This is a genomic window from Chitinophaga barathri (assembly GCF_003807585.1).
Lineage (GTDB): Bacteria > Bacteroidota > Bacteroidia > Chitinophagales > Chitinophagaceae > Chitinophaga > Chitinophaga barathri.
In genome coordinates this window covers 195,656-213,636 of record NZ_RMBX01000002.1, presented here as the reverse complement: position 1 = coordinate 213,636, position 17,981 = coordinate 195,656, and the positions used below count along the sequence as shown (strand labels likewise).

Below are 17,981 nucleotides of genomic sequence, written 5' to 3'. Positions count from 1 at the left end.
TTTAATTAATGAGAAACGATTTTTATTTGCCAATTTTAAAGTCAAAGGATGGCGAATTTACGGCGTTGTCTAGGCTTACTGTTAGCCATAAAAAATGGATTGTTCCATTGTTTGAAGTTACGCCTTTAGAATGGGACCATGCAGAACGAAAGAAGCCAAAAACATTAGATGAGCACGCCGAATCTTTCTGCAAAAAAATTGTTAAAAGATGGGGGAATGGGGATTGTTTTGTCGATACAGTTTTATTAAATTTTCGGAACGTAGATAATACGCCCATTATTGGATTAATTTTTGAGATGTTGTCAAGGGAGAATATTGTCCCCAAGCCAGTTATTCATTTATCTTCCACGTCTAGATTAATTTCAACAGTAGATAGAATATGTAGGAAGTATTCAATACAAGAAATTGCAGTAAGAATAACTCCCGGAGATGCTCTTTCTCCCGATTTAGAAACAGAGATTGATAAAATGTTAACTCAATTAAGGTTTTCACCAAGGCAATGTCACTTAATCTTTGATTTAAAGGAGTCTAATTTTTCTGATGTAAATGGGTTCTCTGAAAGTATTGTATCGCTACTCGAAGCCTTCCCTTATCTAAATAAGTGGAAGTCTTTTTCACTTGTAGGTACTTCGTTTCCTCCTTCTAGAAGCATTAAAGAGGGGGTAAGTGAATGGGATCGAAATGAATGGAAATTTTATCTTGAAGTTTTAAAGAGGTTGGCGGGAGTTTCTTATAGCAGGGAGATTAACTATGGGGATTATAGTATTGTATCACCTGAGTACTTCGAGTTTAATCCTAAAACTATGTCTTCAAGTGCTAATATTAAATATACGCATGACGAAAAATGGATTGTGGTAAAGGGCAAGGCTTTAAAGGATTCTAGTACATATCAGCAGTATCGAAAGTTGGCCAATGATTTATATGGTTCTAAATATTATATGGGAGAAGGATATTCAGAAGGAGATCTTCACATTGCAAAGTGTGTCAGAGAAGAGATTACCCCAGGTAGTCCGAATGTTTGGATTTGGGTTGGGAGTAACCACCACTTTACAAAAGTGGTAAATGATCTTTTCTCCATTCTTGCCTTATCTTGAGGTATTTCAGGACCATCGGACTTAATTCTCTTGATGAAACATGATTCGAGATAATTTGATACAGCTCATGTCTTGTAGTTTTTGACTTAATCTTCAAGCCAAGTACATTCTGGGCTAAATCAAGTGCTTCTTCTTTCCAAAGAAGCTGTGCAATACAAAAAGCGTTTTGGTTTTTATTGAGTTTTGGATTTCTTACTTTTTTAAATATATAGGAATCGGCGCTTTTATTCTTTATCAGGAAAACTCCCCACCAATCTGGTATTATTTGCAGGCAATTCTTAAAATGGTTCTCTGCAACGATGATATATGCACAGTCAAATATTTGAGTATATGAAGCGACTTGAGAAGGTAGTCTATTTAGAGTGTCGTTTTCAGTTTTTATTTCATACCCAATCATTTTACCATTTAGAACAGCAATATCGGCTCGAGATTCTCCATTTTTTAATCCCAATTCATTTATAACAAACGTACGAGTGTCATTGTGTGCTTTTTTTAACACTTGGTTATGGAATGCATGTCTAACTACATTTTCTCTCATAATGATGGGTATTTATCACAGGTTATTAGCCAAGCACAAATTTAGTACCTATTTTCACTTTATATAGCAATGAGAATTATTTATCAAGGATATTATAGATGCTCTTAGGTAAGATATTTATAATAAGGTATGCAAATTTAATCAGCTTACCCAAAAAATAGCTGTATTGGATGATTCTTATCTTTTAAGGTGTCAGATACTCGTTGTCTGAATCATCACAGTGGTAACGTAGTAGTATAACACTATGATCATTATAGGGTTTACGGACTTGAGCCGGACTTGATCGGGAGTAGAGGTTGATGGGAGTTGAAGACGGGATTTCAGCAAAAAAGGAAGAGCAAACACAAAAATGAAGCAGCTGAACAGAGAAGATCGTTACAAAAAGAGGCAGTGATGAGGAGAAAATCATTGCAAGGCAGGGGCAAACCATACTTTTATAAACTAACAGACATAGGAAACCCGGGAACGTCCTGTTCCGGAAGGGATCACACAATAATTGAAGGGATTAGGGAAGCGGGATGCGTATTCATTCACGCCTGGAAACAAGTGGCAGGCGCCCCTGTTCCGGCTTATAAGGCATATCGCTGAATGAAACGAACGTGCGGGAGGAGCTGTGTTTTGATCCTTTGTTTTTTGCTTTAGCGGCGGGCTCCGGCGCAGGCAGCACGGCAACAATATCCGCCGCCATATATCGCCTGTCCGACAGGTAGGTTATCCTGCCATTGCAAAGGATACCGGCCCTTGCCTGCAAAGTAACGAGCAGCATGCCCTGCGCGGGAGCGGTGAAGCCCAGTTCCAGGCCCTTGAAAGGCTGTGAAAGGTCTATCGTTTCTCCGGCTACATCGGTTTCTTCTACTTTACCCGTGCTGAAATTGATGCGGGTGATGATCACCGATAGCTCCAGGTGTGTTGCTTTGCCATACGCTGGCAGTGTCTGCGGGGGAATGCGCAACACATTGTCCGCCGTGAACACGGGCGCCTGGCGGAATATCTTTTCCAGGCCGGTGTAAGTATTGAAGCGGAATCCTTCCAGCTGTGGCGGTTCCCCGCCGCGGGAGCGCATCACGATACGCTGGAGCCGGTTCACCACCGCGGCGGTTTGCGGCATATGCAGGTGCGGCATAATGGCCCGGCGGATAAGTGCGGCTTTCCCGCTGGCAATGCCAAAAGCCCGGGAAGCCCTCCGGGTGGCGGTAGTACGCCGTACTTTTTCCGGGGCGCTGCGGAAGAAATACTCCCCGCCCCGCCGGTAGCCGATGAGGTTGCACACCCGGCCCGTAAATTTGATGATACTGATCTGTTTTCCCATAATGAACGTTTTCCTTAAAGTTACAGAATGGGGAAATGAGGCCCGGGAGGGGTAAGTGAAGGTTATCTAAAGGGTGTTCGACCGGGTTTCGAAGTTATCTAAAGGCGCTGTATGCGCCCCTGTTGCGCTGTGAAATAAAACCGGGAAAAATTTAACGGTTATCGAAAAATTAACCGGCGGAAACAAGCCCCGATTTGCCCTTTTTCTTCCCTTTTTGTAACTTGCCTGCCATATGAAAGCGACTTACAACGCCACCATTGATGGAAAAATTTGCATCGAAATAGACGGGTTTTATGATGAGATCGCCCGCGCCTTCCAGTTTCCCGATTATTTCGGCCGGAACCTGGACGCACTCTACGATTCCCTCCGCGAACTGCACGGGGCGGAAGAAAATTACCTGCTCACCATCACCGATTTCGAATATTTCCTGGCGGAAGAAAACGAAGAAACCCGCAATAAAGTGATCGATATCCTCCAGGACGTATCCCGCGAATGGGATGATGTGCCCGTAACGGAGATCACCCAGCCGAAATCCACCCTCACCATCATCGTTCAATAAGATATTCAGCATTTCAGCGATGTGATACGCGGCCGAACAGCCGTAGTTTGACCTGGCAGGCGTAGTATGGTATAATTCATGTGTTACGGGGTACATGAGATACCGTGTATTAGCAACCGACTATGATGGTACCATTGCCCATAATGGCGCCGTACCCGACGAAGTGATCGAATCACTGAAAACCCTGAAGGCCAGCGGCCGCCTGCTGCTATTGGTCACCGGGCGCGAGCTGGACGAGCTCAAAGCGCTGTTTCCCCAGCATATTCACTTTGACCTTATTGTAGCGGAGAACGGTGCCTTGCTCTACGACCCGTCTACCCTGAAAGAAACCAGGCTGGGCGAGCCGCCCCCGCCCGAATTTATCAAAGCACTGGCTGAGCGTGGCGTACACCCGCTGTCCGCCGGGCGGGTAATTTTGGCTACATGGGAGCCCCACCAGGCCGCGGTGCTGGAAGTGATCAAGGAGTTCGGCATTGAAAGGCAGATCATTTTTAACAAAGGAGCGGTAATGATACTACCGCCCGGTATCAATAAAGCCAAAGGGCTGGAAGCGGCCCTGGACGCGCTGGGTTACGCTCTTCATAACGTAGTGGCGGTGGGAGATGCGGAGAATGATACCGCCCTGCTGCAATCGGCCGAATGTGCCGTAAGCGTGGCCAACGCCCTGCCCGCCCTGCAACAGATCAGCGACTGGGTAACGCCGGCGGATCATGGGGCCGGTGTGATCCAGCTGGCAGACCGCATCCGGGAAGATGACCTGCTTTCTCTCGACCCGATGCTGCAGCGGCATTATCTCCACCTGGGAGACCGGTTTGACAACACGCCCTTTGAACTGAGCCCTTACGGCAGCAGCATCCTGCTGGCAGGCACCAGCGGAGGTGGAAAAACCACGCTTACCGCCTCTTTTATGGAAACATTGCTGCAACATGGCTACCAGTTCTGCATGGTAGACCCGGAAGGCGATTACCTGGAAATGCAGGGTATTGTTGCCATCGGCGATGCGCATCAGCCACCTTCTATCGAAGCCCTCATGCAATTGCTGGAGCAGCCCCGGCAAAGCGTTGTAGCCTGTACGCTGGCCCTGTCTATGGAAGAGAAACCCAAATTCCTGCAACAATTATTGTCCGCCCTCCACGAGCTGCAACAGCGCAAAAGCCGGCCGCACTGGCTGCTGCTGGACGAAGCGCATCACCTCGCGCCCGAAGCGGCGGACCCGAATACATTTGCCACGCTAAAGGCCCTTTGCAATTTTATGGCCATCACCACCAAACCGGAACTGCTGCACAAACCGCTGCTGGAACGGGCAAACACGATTATCGCGGTGGGAGAGGATCCCAATGCCACGCTGCTCAGTTTTGCGGGTATTACAGGGAAAACTCTGCCGCCGGCCGCTGAAACCGTTCTGCAGAAAGGAGAAGCCCTGGTATGGCACCGGCCCTCGGGAGAAGCGCCGTTCCTGGTGAGAACCATGATGCCGAAGCAGGTATTACAACGGCATAAAAGAAAATACTCCACCGGTGACATGGGACCGGACAGCTTTATTTTTACAGGCCCGGAAAACAAATTAAAACTCAAGGCCAGCAACCTGCAAACCTTTACCGAATTATCCATGGGCGTGGATGACGATACCTGGATGTACCACCTGGGAAAAAAGGACTATTCGGATTGGATCAGGAACCATGTGAATGATGATTCATTGGCCGAACAGGTGGAAAAGGTAGAAACCGTGGAACCGGACCCAGTCCGTTCCCGCGCGGAAATTACCCGGCTCATACAATTACATTATACAGGGCCTGGATAACAGAATGAGGGAAAGGGATATCTGACGCTATTGCAGCCGCCGGCTTTTCTGTTTATATTTACTAGTGTCAATGATACCCCTATCACAAATTCCACTGAGCATGACCACGTTTTTTTCTCTTATCATACTGGCATCGGTAAGCATTTCCCTGGCGCAGGAGCACCCGCCCGTAGCCGTGGTGGAAAAAATGCACCCGGACCTGGATGCGGTGATAGACGTACATGCGCAGGTAACCGTCATCGCCGATGGATTCGGTTGGGTGGAAGGGCCGGTGTGGGTGGAAAAACAAAAAATGCTGCTGTTCTCGGATGTGATGCAAAACCGCATCTACCAATGGACGGCGGAAAAGGGCGCCTCCGCATACCTGGAGCCCTCCGGTTATACACAGTCAGTAAAGAGGGGAGAAGAATTAGGCTCAAACGGGCTGGCCCTCAATGCACGCGGGCAGCTGGTGCTTTGCCAGCACGGCGACAGGCGTGTGGCGGTGATGACCCCACCGGTAGCCAACCCTAAGCCATTATACACTACGCTGGTGGATAAATACAACGGCAAAAAGTTCAATAGTCCCAACGACCTGGCCATCCGGAGCAACGGGGACATTTATTTCACAGACCCACCTTACGGGCTGGAAAAAGGCCCGCAGGACCCGGCAAGGGAACTGTCTTATCATGGCGTGTACCGGGTTTCGGCAAACGGAGCGGTTACCCTGCTCACAGACACGCTTACCCGGCCGAACGGCATTGCCTTTTTCCCCGGAGAACAAAAACTGCTGGTTGCGAACTCGGACCCGGAAAAACCACATTGGTACATCTACGACCTGGATGCAAAAGGGGATCTCACGAACGGGCGGATCTTCTTTGACGGCATGGCCATTTTCCAAAAAGAAAACCGCAGCCCGGACGGTATCAAGATCAATCACAAAGGAATCGTGTTTGCGCCCGGCCCCGGAGGGGTCTGGATCTTTAATAAAGAAGGGACGGCGCTGGGCAGGATCAAAACCAGCCTTATTACTTCCAATTGCGCCTTTACCGGCGACTACCGGACGTTGTTCATCACCGCGGACGACCGTGTGCTGAAAGTATCTTTAAAATAAAAACCGCATGTCTGTATACGAACAAATCACCACGCACAGGATCATTGCCATTCTCAGGGGCGCGCCTCCATCGGATGTAGTGCGGATTGCCACCGTCTTGTATGAAAGCGGCATCCGGCTGCTGGAGATCACCATGAATTCGGAAAACCCGCTGAAAGCGATAGAACAGGTGGCGGACAAACTCGGGGATAACATGATCATTGGCGCGGGCACCGTGCTGGACGCCGTAGCGGCGGCCGATGCGGTTAGTGCCGGGGCAAGGTTTATCCTTTCGCCTATCGTAAAAGAACCGGTGATCGCCGCCACGAAAAAACTTGGCGCCCTCAGTATTCCCGGGGCTTATACCGCTACCGAGATCTATACCGCTTTCGAGGCGGGCGGCGATATCATCAAAGTGTTTCCCGCTACTTCGCCTTCCTATATCAAAGACATTGCAGGGCCGCTGCCGCATATCCCGTTATTACCCACCGGGGGCATCAACCTGGATAATATCGGCGCCTGGCTTAAAACGGGCGCCGTTGGTTTTGGCATCGGCAGCGCGCTGGTCAATATCAAACAGAAAATAACCGACGCGGATATAGAAATTCTAAGAGAGCGTGCCCGTCAGTTTGTACAGGCCGTTCAGGCATAAAAACAGCTATCATGAAGATCAGAAGTTATGAGCTTTTCCAGGTACCGCCACGCTGGCTTTTTTTGAAGATCGAAACGGATGAAGGGATCACGGGTTGGGGAGAACCGGTGATCGAAGGCAAGGCCGCCACCGTAAAAACGGCGGTGGAAGAGCTGATGGAATACCTGGTGGGAAAAGACCCGATGCACATCGAAGACCACTGGAATATGATGTACCGGTCAGGCTTTTACCGCGGCGGGCCTATCCTTATGAGTGCCATTGCGGGCATCGACCAGGCGTTGTGGGACATCAAAGGAAAATATTACAACGCGCCGGTGTACCAGTTGCTCGGCGGCAAGGCCCGCGATACGATGAAGGTATATTCCTGGATCGGGGGAGACAGGCCGGCGGACGTGGGTGCGGCCGCGCGCCAGATGGCGGACCAGGGTTTCCTGGCGGTGAAAATGAATGCGACGGAAGAGCTGCAGTACATCGACAGTTATGATAAAATAGACGCCGCCGTGGCCCGCATCGCTGCTGTACGCGAAGCTACCGGCCCGGCATTCGGCATCGGCATCGATTTTCACGGGCGCGTGCATAAACCGATGGCGAAGATACTGGCCAAAGAACTGGAGCCTTTCCGGCCCATGTTCATTGAAGAACCTGTGCTCCCGGAAAATAACGAAGCGCTCCGGGAGATCGCCAACCACGTAGCGATACCCATTGCAACCGGGGAACGGATGTTTTCCAAATGGCAGTTCAAATCCCTGCTCACCGATGGTGTGGCCGATATCATCCAGCCGGATGTGTCGCACGCGGGCGGTATTACGGAGTGTAAAAAGATATTGTCCATGGCGGAAGCCTTTGATGTGGCGGCCGCTCCGCATTGCCCGCTGGGGCCTATTGCGCTGGCTGCTTGTCTACAGGTCGATGCTACCTGCCATAACGCATTCATACAGGAGCAAAGCCTGGGTATTCATTACAACCAGGGCAGCGACCTGCTGGATTATCTGGTTGATAAAACCGTGTTTGAATACAAAGCCGGCTATGTGAGCATTCCCGATAAACCGGGCCTTGGCATTGAAATCAATGAGGCGCATGTGCGTAAAATGGCCGCCGAAGGCCACAACTGGAAGAACCCGGTATGGCGCCATACCGATGGAAGTATTGCAGAATGGTAAAACAGACTAACATGCACGCACAGCTCCCGGCAGCAAAACCCACCCGCATCCGTTACCAGGTATTGTTGCTTTTATTTGTCAACGTGGTCATCAATTACATGGACCGCAGCAACCTCGCTGTGGCCGCTACGGATATCAGCAAAGAGTTTCAATTTTCTTCCGTGCAGATGGGGCTGATCTTTTCCGCCTTCAGCTGGACCTACCTGCTTTTCCAGGTACCCAGCGGCATCCTAGTGAAACGGTTTGCGCCGCGCATGTTATACGCCGTCAGCCTGGTAAGCTGGTCGCTGGCTACGGTATTGCAGGGATTTGCAAAAGGTTTCGTGTCCCTGTTCGGGCTACGGATGGCCACCGGCGCACTGGAAGCGCCAGCGTTCCCGATCAACAACCGGGTGGTGAGCAGCTGGTTCCCCACCCAGGAAAGAGCTTCCGCCATCGCGGTATATACTTCGGGGCAGTTCCTGGGCCTTGCGTTTTTAATGCCCGTATTGTCGAAGATCCAGTTCCAAACAGGGTGGAAGGGGTTGTTTGTGATCACCGGACTGGTGGGCGTTGTATGGGGATTTGTGTGGTACTTTTTTTACCGGGACCCGCTTCAGCATAAAAAGGTCAATAAAGCGGAACTGGCGCATATCGAAGAAGGCGGCGGGTTGCTGGACAACCAGCCAGCCGATGGCGTTAAAAATAAATTCCAGTGGGCTGATCTCCGGGAAGTATTATCGCACCGGAAACTATGGGGCATTTACCTGGGGCAGTTTGCGGTGAACGGCGCGTTGTGGTTTTTCCTGACCTGGTTCCCCAAGTACCTCGTGGATTACCGGGGCCTGGATTTTATCAAATCCGGTTACCTCGCTTCCATACCTTACCTGGCCGCTTTTACAGGCGTGCTGTGTTCCGGTTTTCTTTCGGACCACCTGGTACGCAGGGGAGTGCCCGCGGCCAAAGCGCGTAAACGGCCGATCATCGCCGGGCTGCTGCTTTCCGCGAGCATCGTGGGCGCGAATTATGTGCATACGCCCGGGTTGATCATCCTGTTTATGTCCCTGTCTTTTTTTGGGGTGGGATTCGCTTCCATCACCTGGATATTTGTATCCACACTCGCGCCCAAACCCCTGATAGATGTGACCGGGGGCGTTTTTAATTTTATCGGTCAGCTGGCCGGCATCGTGGTGCCGATCGCTATCGGGTTCCTGGCCAGTGGCGGAAATTTTGCACCGGCGCTTATTTTTATCGCTGTGCTGGGTGGTTTAGGCGCCTGCTCTTATCTTTTCCTCGTGGGAAATGTGGAACGGGTACAATCCGCTGAGACAGCACGGGCTCATTAATTTTACAGGCATGGATACTTTTTTAAGCTGCGACTGGGGAACCAGTAATTTCAGGTTGCGCCTGGTGCGTAAGGATGACCTGTTGGTATTGGCAACCGTGCAAAATGACCAGGGTATTGCGCAGACAGCAAAGGCCTGGCAGCAGCAGGGCGGCACCAGCCGGAAGATGTATTATACAGATTTTCTGAACCGGCAGATCAGTGAGATGGAACATCAGCTGGGAAAAACATTGAGTGGTATACCGGTTGTAATGTCCGGTATGGTTTCTTCCTCTATCGGGCTGGTAGAACTGCCTTACACAAAACTTCCCTTCAACACGGACGGCACTGGCCTTACGCCGGAATTCATAGAGAACGGTCACAACCCGCTACTGGTGATCTCCGGCGCCTGCACGGCGGACGATGTAATGCGGGGGGAAGAAACCAAGATCGTGGGAGCCGCGGCGTCCATGCCGGTTACAGAGCAGGAAAAATTATTGTTATTACCCGGCACCCATTCCAAACATGTGTGGGTACAAGGCGGGCAGGTAACGGGCTTTCATACTTTTATGACCGGCGAATTTTTTGCCCTGCTTTCGGGCGGTGGCATCCTTGCGGGATCTGTAGCCGAAGGCGGAGCATTCAGCGATCCCGCGAACCGGGAAAGTTTTATCAGCGCGGTACGGCATAGCCGGGAAATTCCGGTCTTACAGCATTGCTTCAGGGTGCGCACCAACCAGCTGCTGAAAGGAATGCCGGCGGAACAGAATTATTATTATCTCAGCGGCCTGCTGATAGGGGAAGAGCTGAAAGCAATCAAAGCCGGTGTTCCTGTATACCTGATGGGCGGCGCGCTGCATACGCAACTGTATGCGCTGGCTTGTGAAGCCCTGGATATCCGGACAGTATTGATGCCGGATGCAGATGCGGCATTGATAAAAGGGCAACAGATCATCTTGTCCGGTTACGGGCGCCTTTCATAAAATACTGCCGCATAAAAAAGGGCTGACCGCATGGCCAGCCCTTTTTATTTGAGGGGTAATCCCTATTTCCTTTGTTGCAGTTCTTTTATTTTCTGCGCCAGTTTCTTTTTGTCTTTCATAAAAGGCGCGAGGTCAAACACCTCTACCTTCCTGTATTCCACCGGGTGGCTCTCGCTTTGCAGGGCGATGTATCCTTCGGACAGCAGCTTGCCGTTCTGCATCAGCGCGGGATTGTGGCCGCTTACGTTGCCGCCGCCGATCTGCGGTTTTTCATACACCAGCACCGTATCTTTTTCAACGATGTGTTTCACAATGGAATCACCCAGTACAAGCACTTCCGCATGTACCCACACGTCGCCGTTGTAGGTTTTGCTCGTGGAGTTCACACAATGCGCGGTGATGAGTTTGTTGTTCATCACTACGTTCGTACCCGGTGTGCATAGGTTCGCCGTGGTGCGGTTGCCATTGCCAAGACCGCCCAGCAGCTGCATTTCTATGGAGATCGGGAAATCCTGGTTCACGCCCATGGTATTGGCTGCCTGTGAATGGATCATGGCGCCGCTGTTGCGGGTTGCCCAGCCCGGGCCGCCTTTCACCTGGTCCCCGGTAAAACGGTATTCCATCACCAGCAGGTAAGCGGAGAACTTCCGTTTGTGGAAGATGTGGCCGTATTGTTCTTTGAATTCATCGTAGTTCTCGTAAGACACTGCGAGGTTGCCGTTCTGCACCCTGAAGGTGTTGCCGTTGTTGTCGTTCAGCTGGTGACCGTTGATCTTGATGTCCCAGTCTTTCAGGTCTTTCCCGTTGAACAGGCTGAACCAGCCGTTCTTAGCTTTCTGCGCTGAGCTTACGCCACAAACAAGGGCCAGTGCCAACGTCATCAGTAATTTGATATTTCGCATAGACGTGTGAGTAATTAGGCCGTTAAGCTATAAAATTTATTTAAGCTCCTCAAACCCAATATCCATGAGCGGGTATTTTTGGGGTTCTTTGAGATAAAAGTGCCACCATTCCGTTTCGATGGCCATAAATCCGTGCGCTTCCATGAGCGTGCGCAGCAGCAGGCGGTTTTCTTTTATCTCCTCGTCCAGGTCCTGGTACTCGAAATGGGCTTTTTCGGTAAAGTCGTCGTAAGGGGTGGGCATGGGCAATTCCTGGCCGGTTTTCAGGTAAATGAGGGTGAGATCCACGGCCACGCCGCGGTTGTGGCCCGAGCCTTTTTTAGGATCGGCGGCATAACGGTCGTCCGGCACTATTTCCCACATCTTTTCCGTTACCCGGTAGGGGCGGTACCCGTCAAAGATCTTAATACCCAGGCCCAGCGGTTCCAGGTATTCCTTCAGGTTCAGCAAAGCCTCATAGGCGGGGCGGCGCAGGTATACGGCGGGGAAGGGGTACAGTACGGTTTTGGTGAAATTGTCTTTGGTGGCATAACGCACATCCATGGCAAAATCGGTTACATGCACGAGCGCCTGCGATGGATCGGCCTGAACGATCTCTTTGTATAAAGTGATGCTGTTCACCACGGGCAGGCCGTATTTATTCAGGGGTATTTGCTGGCTGAAACCGGGGAAAGAGAAGAGTAATAAGCTCAGGATAAATATATTTTTCACAGAGATCGATTTAGATGGCCTTAAAAATAGTGAAGAAAGTATATAATCAGGGTAAAAAAGAATTGCAATAAGGCATAATATTGAGGTATTTTAGAACCCTTAAAATAAGTAAAAGATGAGTTTTTTCCGACTAGATGGAAAAGTGGCAGTGGTAACCGGCGCCGGCAGCGGTATCGGCCAGGCTATTGCACGGTGTTTTGCCGCCAGCGGCGCCACTGTGCATGTACTGGAGCTGAATGAAGAAGCAGGCCAGGGTACTGTGAACGAGATTACCGCTGCGGGCGGCAAAGCCCAGGTACATGCCGTGAACGTGGCGGACCAGGCTGCCGTCTCCACCGTTATGAAAAATGTAGCCGCCGCCGCCGGCAGGCTGGACATCCTGGTGAACTGCGCCGGCATTGCCCATGTAGGCAAGCTGGAATCCACCTCCGAGCAGGACTTTGACAGGGTGTATTCCGTAAACGTAAAAGGAACGTACAACTGTATGTACGCCGTGATAGAACAGATGAAAACGCAGGGCGGCGGGGTGATCCTCAACGTTGCTTCCATTGCTTCCAGCGTGGGCATTCCTGACCGTTTCGCTTATTCCATGAGTAAAGGCGCCGTACTCACCATGACGCTTTCCGTGGCGAAAGATTATCTCGCGGACGGGATCCGGGTGAACTGCGTATCGCCCGCGCGCGTGCATACGCCGTTTGTAGACGGGTTTATCGCGAAAAACTATCCCGGTAAAGAAGCGGAGATGTTTGAAAAGCTTTCCAAAACGCAGCCCATCGGCCGCATGGCAAAGCCTGACGAAGTGGGATACCTGGCCCTGTACCTCTGCTCGGACGAAGCAGGTTTCCTCACCGGCTGCGACTACCCGATAGACGGCGGCTTTATTAAACTCAATAACTGATGCAACGCCTCTTATCATTTGCATTGCTGCTTACGCTCGCCGCTTGCGGCGGCCCTTCCGGGGAAAAAAAGGATGAATATAAAAGCGATGAAAATCCCGTGGTACCGGCTACGCCCGGCGGCACTTTCACCGTCACCATCCTGGACCGCGACAAGGATACCTCTGCTATTCAATTCAATTTCACGGTGGATACGCTGAAGTACGAAAGAACTTTTAACGATGTGCCGCTGATCAAAGGTTACCCGGATTCATCCGTCTATAAAGTGTTCTGGGACGAGCCGAACAGCGTGTGGATCGGGTTTATCAAACCGAACAGGGACACGAGGTATTACCATGGCTCGCAGGATAAAGCGTCGCTGAAGATCAACTGGGTGCCTTCTCCGCCGAAACGTATCTACCAGTATATGGAAAAGGTGGCGGGCCTGGGAGACGCCATCCGCCAGCAGGAAATGGTGCAGGAGTATGACAAAGAAATAAAATCCGGCCAGATCATCGCGCACTTCATCGTAAAACTGAAAGAAGCGAAGGAGCCGGGTACCAAAGGCGTGTATCTCGAATATGGCGGCATCCGCCGCGAGCTGGAACTGCCGGTGCCGGAAGGCGCTAAACCTTATATCCAGGTGGTATCCGAAGATCATTGCGTGGTGGGGCTGCAGATGCCTGATGGTGAAAAGGAAGATTATTACGAAGTAAAAGTGGTGAACGGCCGCATTGGTTATAAACAAGTACAAACAGCTTTAAACATAAAGTGATGATTCGCCTGGCCGTCCCGAAGTCAACTTAAAAAATAAATAATTACTAGATAAACTATTAACGAATGAAACTTATCAGGTTCGGATTGTTGGGAGAAGAAAAACCCGGTGTGGTAACAGAAGCCGGGATGTTTGATGTGTCTGCTTTCGGGGAAGATTTCGGGGAGCGTTTTTTTGAAACAGACGGCCTCAGCCGCCTGGCGGCATGGTGGTCGGCAAACGGTGACAAATGCCCCAAATTGCCCGAAGGCACAAGGCTGGGCTCCTGCGTGCAACGTCCTTCCAAGATCATCTGCATCGGCCTGAACTATGCGGATCACGCGCGTGAAACAAACGCGGCTATCCCTACAGAACCGATCGTGTTCTTTAAATCAACCTCCTCCCTCGTAGGGCCGAACGATAACCTGGTGATCCCGCGCGGCAGCGAAAAGACCGACTGGGAAGTGGAACTGGCCGTTGTAATTGGTAAAAAAGCCAGTTATGTGAACCAGGACGAAGCCATGGATTACGTAGCCGGTTACGCCCTGCACAACGATTACAGCGAACGTGCCTTCCAGCTGGAAAGGAACGGCCAGTGGGTAAAAGGCAAAAGCGCCGATACCTTTGCGCCGCTTGGCCCCTGGATGGTGACCAAAGACGAGATCAAAGACGTACACAACCTGCGCCTCTGGCTGACCGTAAACGGCAAAAAGATGCAGGACGGCAATACTTCCAATTTTATATTCAACATTCCGTTCGTGGTATCGTACCTGAGCCAGTTCATGAGCCTGCTCCCGGGCGACGTGATCTCCACCGGCACACCCGCCGGCGTGGGCCTGGGCTTCAACCCGCAGATATACCTGAAAGCCGGTGACGTGATAGAACTGGGAATTGATGGATTGGGTACTTCCAGGCAGGAAGCAGTGGCCTGGACAAAATAAACGTTATGACTAGACACGTTCTCGCACTGGATCTGAAAGATGATCCCAAACTGATAGAAGAATACCTGGAAATTCATAAGGCCGTATGGCCGGAAATACTGGAAAGCATCCGCGACGCGGGCATTACCGCCTGCGATATGTTCAGGGCCGGCACCCGCATGGTGATGATCCTGGAAGTGGATGATACTTTTTCCTTTGAGCGCAAAAACGCCATGGACGAAGCCAGCCCGATCGTACAAAAATGGGAAGCGTTCATGTGGACCTTCCAACTGGCCATCCCCGCTGCCAAACCCGGTGAGAAGTGGGTGATCATGGACCAGATATTTGCATTATAGCTTTTAAGACTATTCAAACGTTATGATTATAGACGCTCATCAGCATTTCTGGCAATACGATCCCGTGCGCGACGCATGGATCACCGAAGAAATGCAAGTGATCAGGAAGGATTTTTTACCCGCGGACCTGGAGCCTGTGCTGAAAGCCAATGACGTGGCGGGCTGTGTGGCCGTTCAGGCGGATCAGAGCGAAGCCGAAACGGATTTTCTGTTACGGCTGGCTGAAGAAAACAGTTTTATCAAAGGCGTGGTGGGCTGGGTGGATCTCAGGGCCGGTAATATCAAAGACCGGCTGGAGCATTATTCACAGTTCCCGTTACTGAAAGGTTTCCGGCATATCGTACAGGGAGAGCCGGATAAAAATTTCCTGCTGCGCGAAGATTTCGGCAAAGGCATCAAAGCATTGACTGAATACGATTTCACTTACGACATTCTTGTATATCCGCATCAGCTGCCCGCTGTATCGGAGTTTGTGAAAAAGTTCAGCGATCATCCGCTGGTAATAGACCACCTGGCCAAGCCCGATTTCGAAACGGGCGAGCTGAAAGGATGGGAGCAACACATCCGCAACATTGCACGGCACAAAAATGTGTATTGCAAACTCAGCGGTATGGTGACCGAAGCGGATATGCAGAATTGGAAAGAAGAAGACTTCATACCGTTCCTCGAAGTGGCGCTGGAAGCCTTTGGCCCGGACAGGCTGATGTTCGGCTCGGACTGGCCGGTGTGCCTGCTGGCCGCGGAATACGAACAGGTGATCGGCATCGTGAAAAATTTTGTGAGCAGGCTTACCGCCGCGGAACAACAGCAGATCATGGGAGGCAACGCCGTGGAATTTTATAAACTTAATTAAACGTACATCAACATGAATCTCGGGTTACAGGATAAAGTAGTGATCGTTACCGGCGGCGCCAAAGGCATCGGCGAAGCCATTGCAAAACTCATTGCCGCCGAAGGCGGTATTGCCGTGATCGCGGGCCGGAAGGCGGAAGACAATGAAAAGACCGTGACGGCCATCCGCCAGCAGGGCGGCAAGGCATTCGGCATACAGGCCGAGCTGGGCAAACCGGAAGACTGCAAAAAGGTGATCGATACTACCGTGAAGGAGTTTGGTAAAATAGACGGCCTGATCAACAATGCGGGGGCGAACGATGGAGTAGGCCTGGAAAGCGGCAGCCCTGAAAAGTTCATGGCTTCTTTGCAGAACAATCTCAGCCATTATTACAATCTCGCGCATTATGCGCTGCCTTACCTGAAAGCGACCAAAGGCAATATCGTGAACATCGGTTCCAAAGTAGCGACCACAGGTCAGGGGAACACATCCGGCTACGCTGCCTCCAAAGGTGCCATCAATGCGCTGACACGCGAATGGGCGGTGGAGCTGCTGCCGCATTCCGTAAGGGTGAATACGGTGATACCCGCCGAAGTATGGACGCCGCTGTATGAAACCTGGATCAGTTCACTGCCGAACCCGCAGGAGAAACTGAAATCCATCGTATCGAAAATACCACTGGAGCACAGGATGACCACATCAGAAGAAATAGCAGCCATGACCGTATTCCTGCTGAGCAGCCTGTCATCGCACACCACCGGCCAGATCGTGTATGTGGACGGCGGGTATACGCATCTTGACAGATCTATCAGCGAATAAGAGAATAATATCAACCAGCTACGAATTCCACATTATATCAATCACCTAAAACGCAATAACATGGCAGGCGGCGCAGCTTCCACAACCAGTTATACTACCGCCGGGTCTAAGAACGGCCAGAAGTACCTGTTTCCCTTTATCCTGGTAACCAGCCTCTTTTTTATGTGGGGCCTGGCCTACGGCCTGCTGGACGTGCTGAACAAACATTTCCAGAATGCATTGTCCATCGATAAAGCCCGTTCCACCCTGCTTCAGGCTGCTTATTTCGGGGCCTATTTTTTAATGGCATTACCGGCGGGCCTGCTGATGAAACGCTTCGGGTATAAGTCCGGCATCATCTTCGGGCTGTTGTTATATGCACTGGGCGCGGCGTTGTTTTATCCTTCCGCGCATTATGCCAATTTCAACTTCTTCCTGCTCGCTTTATTCGTGCTGGCTTCCGGTCTTACTTTCCTGGAAACTGCCGCTAATCCTTACGTTACCGTACTGGGCGATAAATCGACGTCAGAGCAAAGGCTCAATCTCAGCCAGTGTTTCAACGGTCTGGGTTCTTTCCTGGGACCTTACATCGGCGGGAAACTGTTCTTTCAGAACAATTCGGAAGCCGCGGGAAGTAATACGGACCTGGGTTCTGTACAGCTCGTATACATCGTAATGGCGGCAGTAGTGCTGTTCATTGCTTTCCTGTTTTACCGCGCCACGCTGCCGGAGATTAAGACAGAGGAAGGTGATACAGGTGCTGCCACGGCCGGGAAAGGGCTTTTCAGGCACCCGAACTTCGTATGGGGCGTGGTGGCACAGTTCTTCTATGTAGCGGCGCAGGTGGGTATCGGCGCGTTGTTCATCAACTACGTAACCGAACATATGACCGGTGCTACGGACGAATCCGCTGCTTATCTGTTGATGGTGGCCCTGGCTATGTTCACCATCGGACGTTTCGCCGGCACGGCCATCATGCGGAAAGTAGCGCCGAATATGCTGCTTACGGCGTATGCGCTGATCAATATTGCGCTCTGCGCAGTGGTGATCTTCGGGCATGGCTTGCCGTCGGTGGTGGCGCTCATCGCTATCTTCTTCTTCATGTCCATCATGTTCCCGACCATTTTTGCATTGGGCGTGAAGGACCTGGGACCGCATACCAAAACCGGCTCGTCCTTTATCATCATGTCCATCGTGGGCGGGGCAGCGGTGCCTTATGTGATGGGCTCGGTAGCGCAGGCGCAATCCACGGCCTTTTCGTTTATCGTACCGCTGATCTGTTTTGTCGTGGTGCTCTTCTACGGCGTAAAAGGTTACCGGACGAAATAAGGGATTTGGTTACCGCTTAATACTGTTAGCATT

Annotated in this window: 19 protein-coding genes; 15 read left to right on the top strand and 4 right to left on the bottom strand. The window is 51.0% G+C overall.

The genetic code is table 11. From position 1 onward, the window contains the following. The first annotated feature begins 8 nt into the window (after nucleotides 1–8). Nucleotides 9–1,094: a beta family protein gene (locus tag EG028_RS04020; protein ID WP_120515490.1), complete on the top strand. Its 1,086-nt coding sequence runs from the start codon at nucleotides 9–11 to the stop codon at nucleotides 1,092–1,094. Here EG028_RS04020 and EG028_RS04015 read toward each other — a convergent pair. Further along, nucleotides 1,048–1,632 (bottom strand): sce7726 family protein, encoded by a 585-nt coding sequence (locus EG028_RS04015; protein WP_123864548.1) that lies wholly within the window; start codon nucleotides 1,630–1,632, stop codon nucleotides 1,048–1,050. The two genes, EG028_RS04020 and EG028_RS04015, sit on opposite strands and share 47 nt — an antisense overlap. Nucleotides 1,633–2,158: 526 nt before the next feature. Beyond that, on the bottom strand, nucleotides 2,159–2,941 hold the full coding sequence (locus EG028_RS04010) for a hypothetical protein (RefSeq protein WP_120515491.1): 783 nt from the start codon (nucleotides 2,939–2,941) through the stop codon (nucleotides 2,159–2,161). Nucleotides 2,942–3,173: 232 nt separating this feature from the next. On the opposite strand from EG028_RS04010, the gene EG028_RS04005 reads away from it, so the two are divergent. The 7 genes from EG028_RS04005 to EG028_RS03975 all read left to right on the top strand — a co-directional run bounded on the left by EG028_RS04005 (nucleotide 3,174) and on the right by EG028_RS03975 (nucleotide 10,471). Further along, nucleotides 3,174–3,500 carry a barstar family protein gene (locus EG028_RS04005; protein WP_120515492.1) on the top strand — a complete coding sequence of 109 codons (327 nt, stop codon included), beginning with the start codon at nucleotides 3,174–3,176 and terminating at the stop codon, nucleotides 3,498–3,500. A gap of 94 nt (nucleotides 3,501–3,594) precedes the next feature. Beyond that, complete coding sequence (locus EG028_RS04000) at nucleotides 3,595–5,301, top strand: HAD-IIB family hydrolase (RefSeq protein ID WP_120515493.1); 1,707 nt, start codon at nucleotides 3,595–3,597, stop codon at nucleotides 5,299–5,301. A gap of 100 nt (nucleotides 5,302–5,401) precedes the next feature. Next, on the top strand, nucleotides 5,402–6,394 hold the full coding sequence (locus tag EG028_RS03995) for an SMP-30/gluconolactonase/LRE family protein (RefSeq protein WP_241559065.1): 993 nt from the start codon (nucleotides 5,402–5,404) through the stop codon (nucleotides 6,392–6,394). A gap of 7 nt (nucleotides 6,395–6,401) precedes the next feature. Beyond that, a complete protein-coding gene (locus EG028_RS03990) occupies nucleotides 6,402–7,025 on the top strand; it encodes a bifunctional 4-hydroxy-2-oxoglutarate aldolase/2-dehydro-3-deoxy-phosphogluconate aldolase (RefSeq protein ID WP_120515495.1) in 624 nt (207 codons plus the stop codon). Between the two features lie 11 nt (nucleotides 7,026–7,036). Next, complete coding sequence (gene dgoD / locus EG028_RS03985; RefSeq protein WP_120515496.1) at nucleotides 7,037–8,185, top strand: galactonate dehydratase; 1,149 nt, start codon at nucleotides 7,037–7,039, stop codon at nucleotides 8,183–8,185. Between the two features lie 11 nt (nucleotides 8,186–8,196). Continuing rightward, complete coding sequence (locus tag EG028_RS03980) at nucleotides 8,197–9,510, top strand: MFS transporter (protein ID WP_120515679.1); 1,314 nt, start codon at nucleotides 8,197–8,199, stop codon at nucleotides 9,508–9,510. A gap of 10 nt (nucleotides 9,511–9,520) precedes the next feature. Next, nucleotides 9,521–10,471 (top strand): 2-dehydro-3-deoxygalactonokinase, encoded by a 951-nt coding sequence (locus EG028_RS03975; RefSeq protein ID WP_162946315.1) that lies wholly within the window; start codon nucleotides 9,521–9,523, stop codon nucleotides 10,469–10,471. A gap of 62 nt (nucleotides 10,472–10,533) precedes the next feature. Here EG028_RS03975 and EG028_RS03970 read toward each other — a convergent pair whose 3' ends face one another. Both EG028_RS03970 and EG028_RS03965 read right to left on the bottom strand, forming a co-directional pair. Then, the gene (locus EG028_RS03970; RefSeq protein ID WP_120515498.1) at nucleotides 10,534–11,373 is read right to left on the bottom strand and encodes a 3-keto-disaccharide hydrolase; all 840 of its coding nucleotides are present in this window, start codon (nucleotides 11,371–11,373) and stop codon (nucleotides 10,534–10,536) included. A 36-nt stretch (nucleotides 11,374–11,409) separates the two neighbouring features. Continuing rightward, nucleotides 11,410–12,084 (bottom strand): M15 family metallopeptidase, encoded by a 675-nt coding sequence (locus EG028_RS03965; RefSeq protein WP_120515499.1) that lies wholly within the window; start codon nucleotides 12,082–12,084, stop codon nucleotides 11,410–11,412. A 115-nt stretch (nucleotides 12,085–12,199) separates the two neighbouring features. Here EG028_RS03965 and EG028_RS03960 point away from each other — a divergent pair, with 115 nt between their 5' ends. The 7 genes from EG028_RS03960 to fucP all read left to right on the top strand — a co-directional run bounded on the left by EG028_RS03960 (nucleotide 12,200) and on the right by fucP (nucleotide 17,948). Beyond that, a complete protein-coding gene (locus tag EG028_RS03960) occupies nucleotides 12,200–12,982 on the top strand; it encodes an SDR family NAD(P)-dependent oxidoreductase (RefSeq protein WP_120515500.1) in 783 nt (260 codons plus the stop codon). Further along, entirely contained in the window at nucleotides 12,982–13,734 is a 753-nt protein-coding gene (locus tag EG028_RS03955; protein WP_120515501.1) for a hypothetical protein, read from the top strand. Before EG028_RS03960 ends, EG028_RS03955 begins: the two co-directional genes overlap by 1 nt. 65 nt (nucleotides 13,735–13,799) lie before the next feature. Continuing rightward, nucleotides 13,800–14,654, top strand: a complete 855-nt coding sequence (locus tag EG028_RS03950) for a fumarylacetoacetate hydrolase family protein (protein WP_120515502.1) — start codon at nucleotides 13,800–13,802, stop codon at nucleotides 14,652–14,654. A 5-nt stretch (nucleotides 14,655–14,659) separates the two neighbouring features. Then, entirely contained in the window at nucleotides 14,660–14,989 is a 330-nt protein-coding gene (locus EG028_RS03945) for an L-rhamnose mutarotase (protein WP_120515503.1), read from the top strand. A 22-nt stretch (nucleotides 14,990–15,011) separates the two neighbouring features. Next, entirely contained in the window at nucleotides 15,012–15,842 is an 831-nt protein-coding gene (locus EG028_RS03940; protein WP_120515504.1) for an amidohydrolase family protein, read from the top strand. Nucleotides 15,843–15,854: 12 nt separating this feature from the next. Then, complete coding sequence (locus EG028_RS03935) at nucleotides 15,855–16,640, top strand: L-fucose dehydrogenase (protein ID WP_120515505.1); 786 nt, start codon at nucleotides 15,855–15,857, stop codon at nucleotides 16,638–16,640. 60 nt (nucleotides 16,641–16,700) lie between these two features. Continuing rightward, the gene (gene fucP / locus EG028_RS03930; RefSeq protein ID WP_120515506.1) at nucleotides 16,701–17,948 is read left to right on the top strand and encodes an L-fucose:H+ symporter permease; all 1,248 of its coding nucleotides are present in this window, start codon (nucleotides 16,701–16,703) and stop codon (nucleotides 17,946–17,948) included. Nucleotides 17,949–17,981: the final 33 nt, after the last annotated feature.

Excerpts from the sequence above, each read along its gene's own strand:
- EG028_RS03970 (WP_120515498.1), bottom strand. The coding sequence starts at position 11,373 with ATGCGAAATATCAAATTACTGATGACGTTGGCACTGGCCCTTGTTTGT.
- EG028_RS04015 (WP_123864548.1), bottom strand. The coding sequence starts at position 1,632 with ATGAGAGAAAATGTAGTTAGACATGCATTCCATAACCAAGTGTTAAAA.
- EG028_RS03945 (WP_120515503.1), top strand. The coding sequence starts at position 14,660 with ATGACTAGACACGTTCTCGCACTGGATCTGAAAGATGATCCCAAACTG.
- EG028_RS03990 (WP_120515495.1), top strand. The coding sequence starts at position 6,402 with ATGTCTGTATACGAACAAATCACCACGCACAGGATCATTGCCATTCTC.
- EG028_RS03980 (WP_120515679.1), top strand. The coding sequence starts at position 8,197 with ATGCACGCACAGCTCCCGGCAGCAAAACCCACCCGCATCCGTTACCAG.
- EG028_RS03975 (WP_162946315.1), top strand. The coding sequence starts at position 9,521 with ATGGATACTTTTTTAAGCTGCGACTGGGGAACCAGTAATTTCAGGTTG.
- EG028_RS03940 (WP_120515504.1), top strand. The coding sequence starts at position 15,012 with ATGATTATAGACGCTCATCAGCATTTCTGGCAATACGATCCCGTGCGC.
- EG028_RS04010 (WP_120515491.1), bottom strand. The coding sequence starts at position 2,941 with ATGGGAAAACAGATCAGTATCATCAAATTTACGGGCCGGGTGTGCAAC.
- EG028_RS03955 (WP_120515501.1), top strand. The coding sequence starts at position 12,982 with ATGCAACGCCTCTTATCATTTGCATTGCTGCTTACGCTCGCCGCTTGC.
- fucP (WP_120515506.1), top strand. The coding sequence starts at position 16,701 with ATGGCAGGCGGCGCAGCTTCCACAACCAGTTATACTACCGCCGGGTCT.
- EG028_RS03950 (WP_120515502.1), top strand. The coding sequence starts at position 13,800 with ATGAAACTTATCAGGTTCGGATTGTTGGGAGAAGAAAAACCCGGTGTG.
- EG028_RS03935 (WP_120515505.1), top strand. The coding sequence starts at position 15,855 with ATGAATCTCGGGTTACAGGATAAAGTAGTGATCGTTACCGGCGGCGCC.
- EG028_RS04000 (WP_120515493.1), top strand. The coding sequence starts at position 3,595 with ATGAGATACCGTGTATTAGCAACCGACTATGATGGTACCATTGCCCAT.
- EG028_RS04020 (WP_120515490.1), top strand. The coding sequence starts at position 9 with ATGAGAAACGATTTTTATTTGCCAATTTTAAAGTCAAAGGATGGCGAA.
- dgoD (WP_120515496.1), top strand. The coding sequence starts at position 7,037 with ATGAAGATCAGAAGTTATGAGCTTTTCCAGGTACCGCCACGCTGGCTT.
- EG028_RS03960 (WP_120515500.1), top strand. The coding sequence starts at position 12,200 with ATGAGTTTTTTCCGACTAGATGGAAAAGTGGCAGTGGTAACCGGCGCC.
- EG028_RS03995 (WP_241559065.1), top strand. The coding sequence starts at position 5,402 with ATGACCACGTTTTTTTCTCTTATCATACTGGCATCGGTAAGCATTTCC.
- EG028_RS04005 (WP_120515492.1), top strand. The coding sequence starts at position 3,174 with ATGAAAGCGACTTACAACGCCACCATTGATGGAAAAATTTGCATCGAA.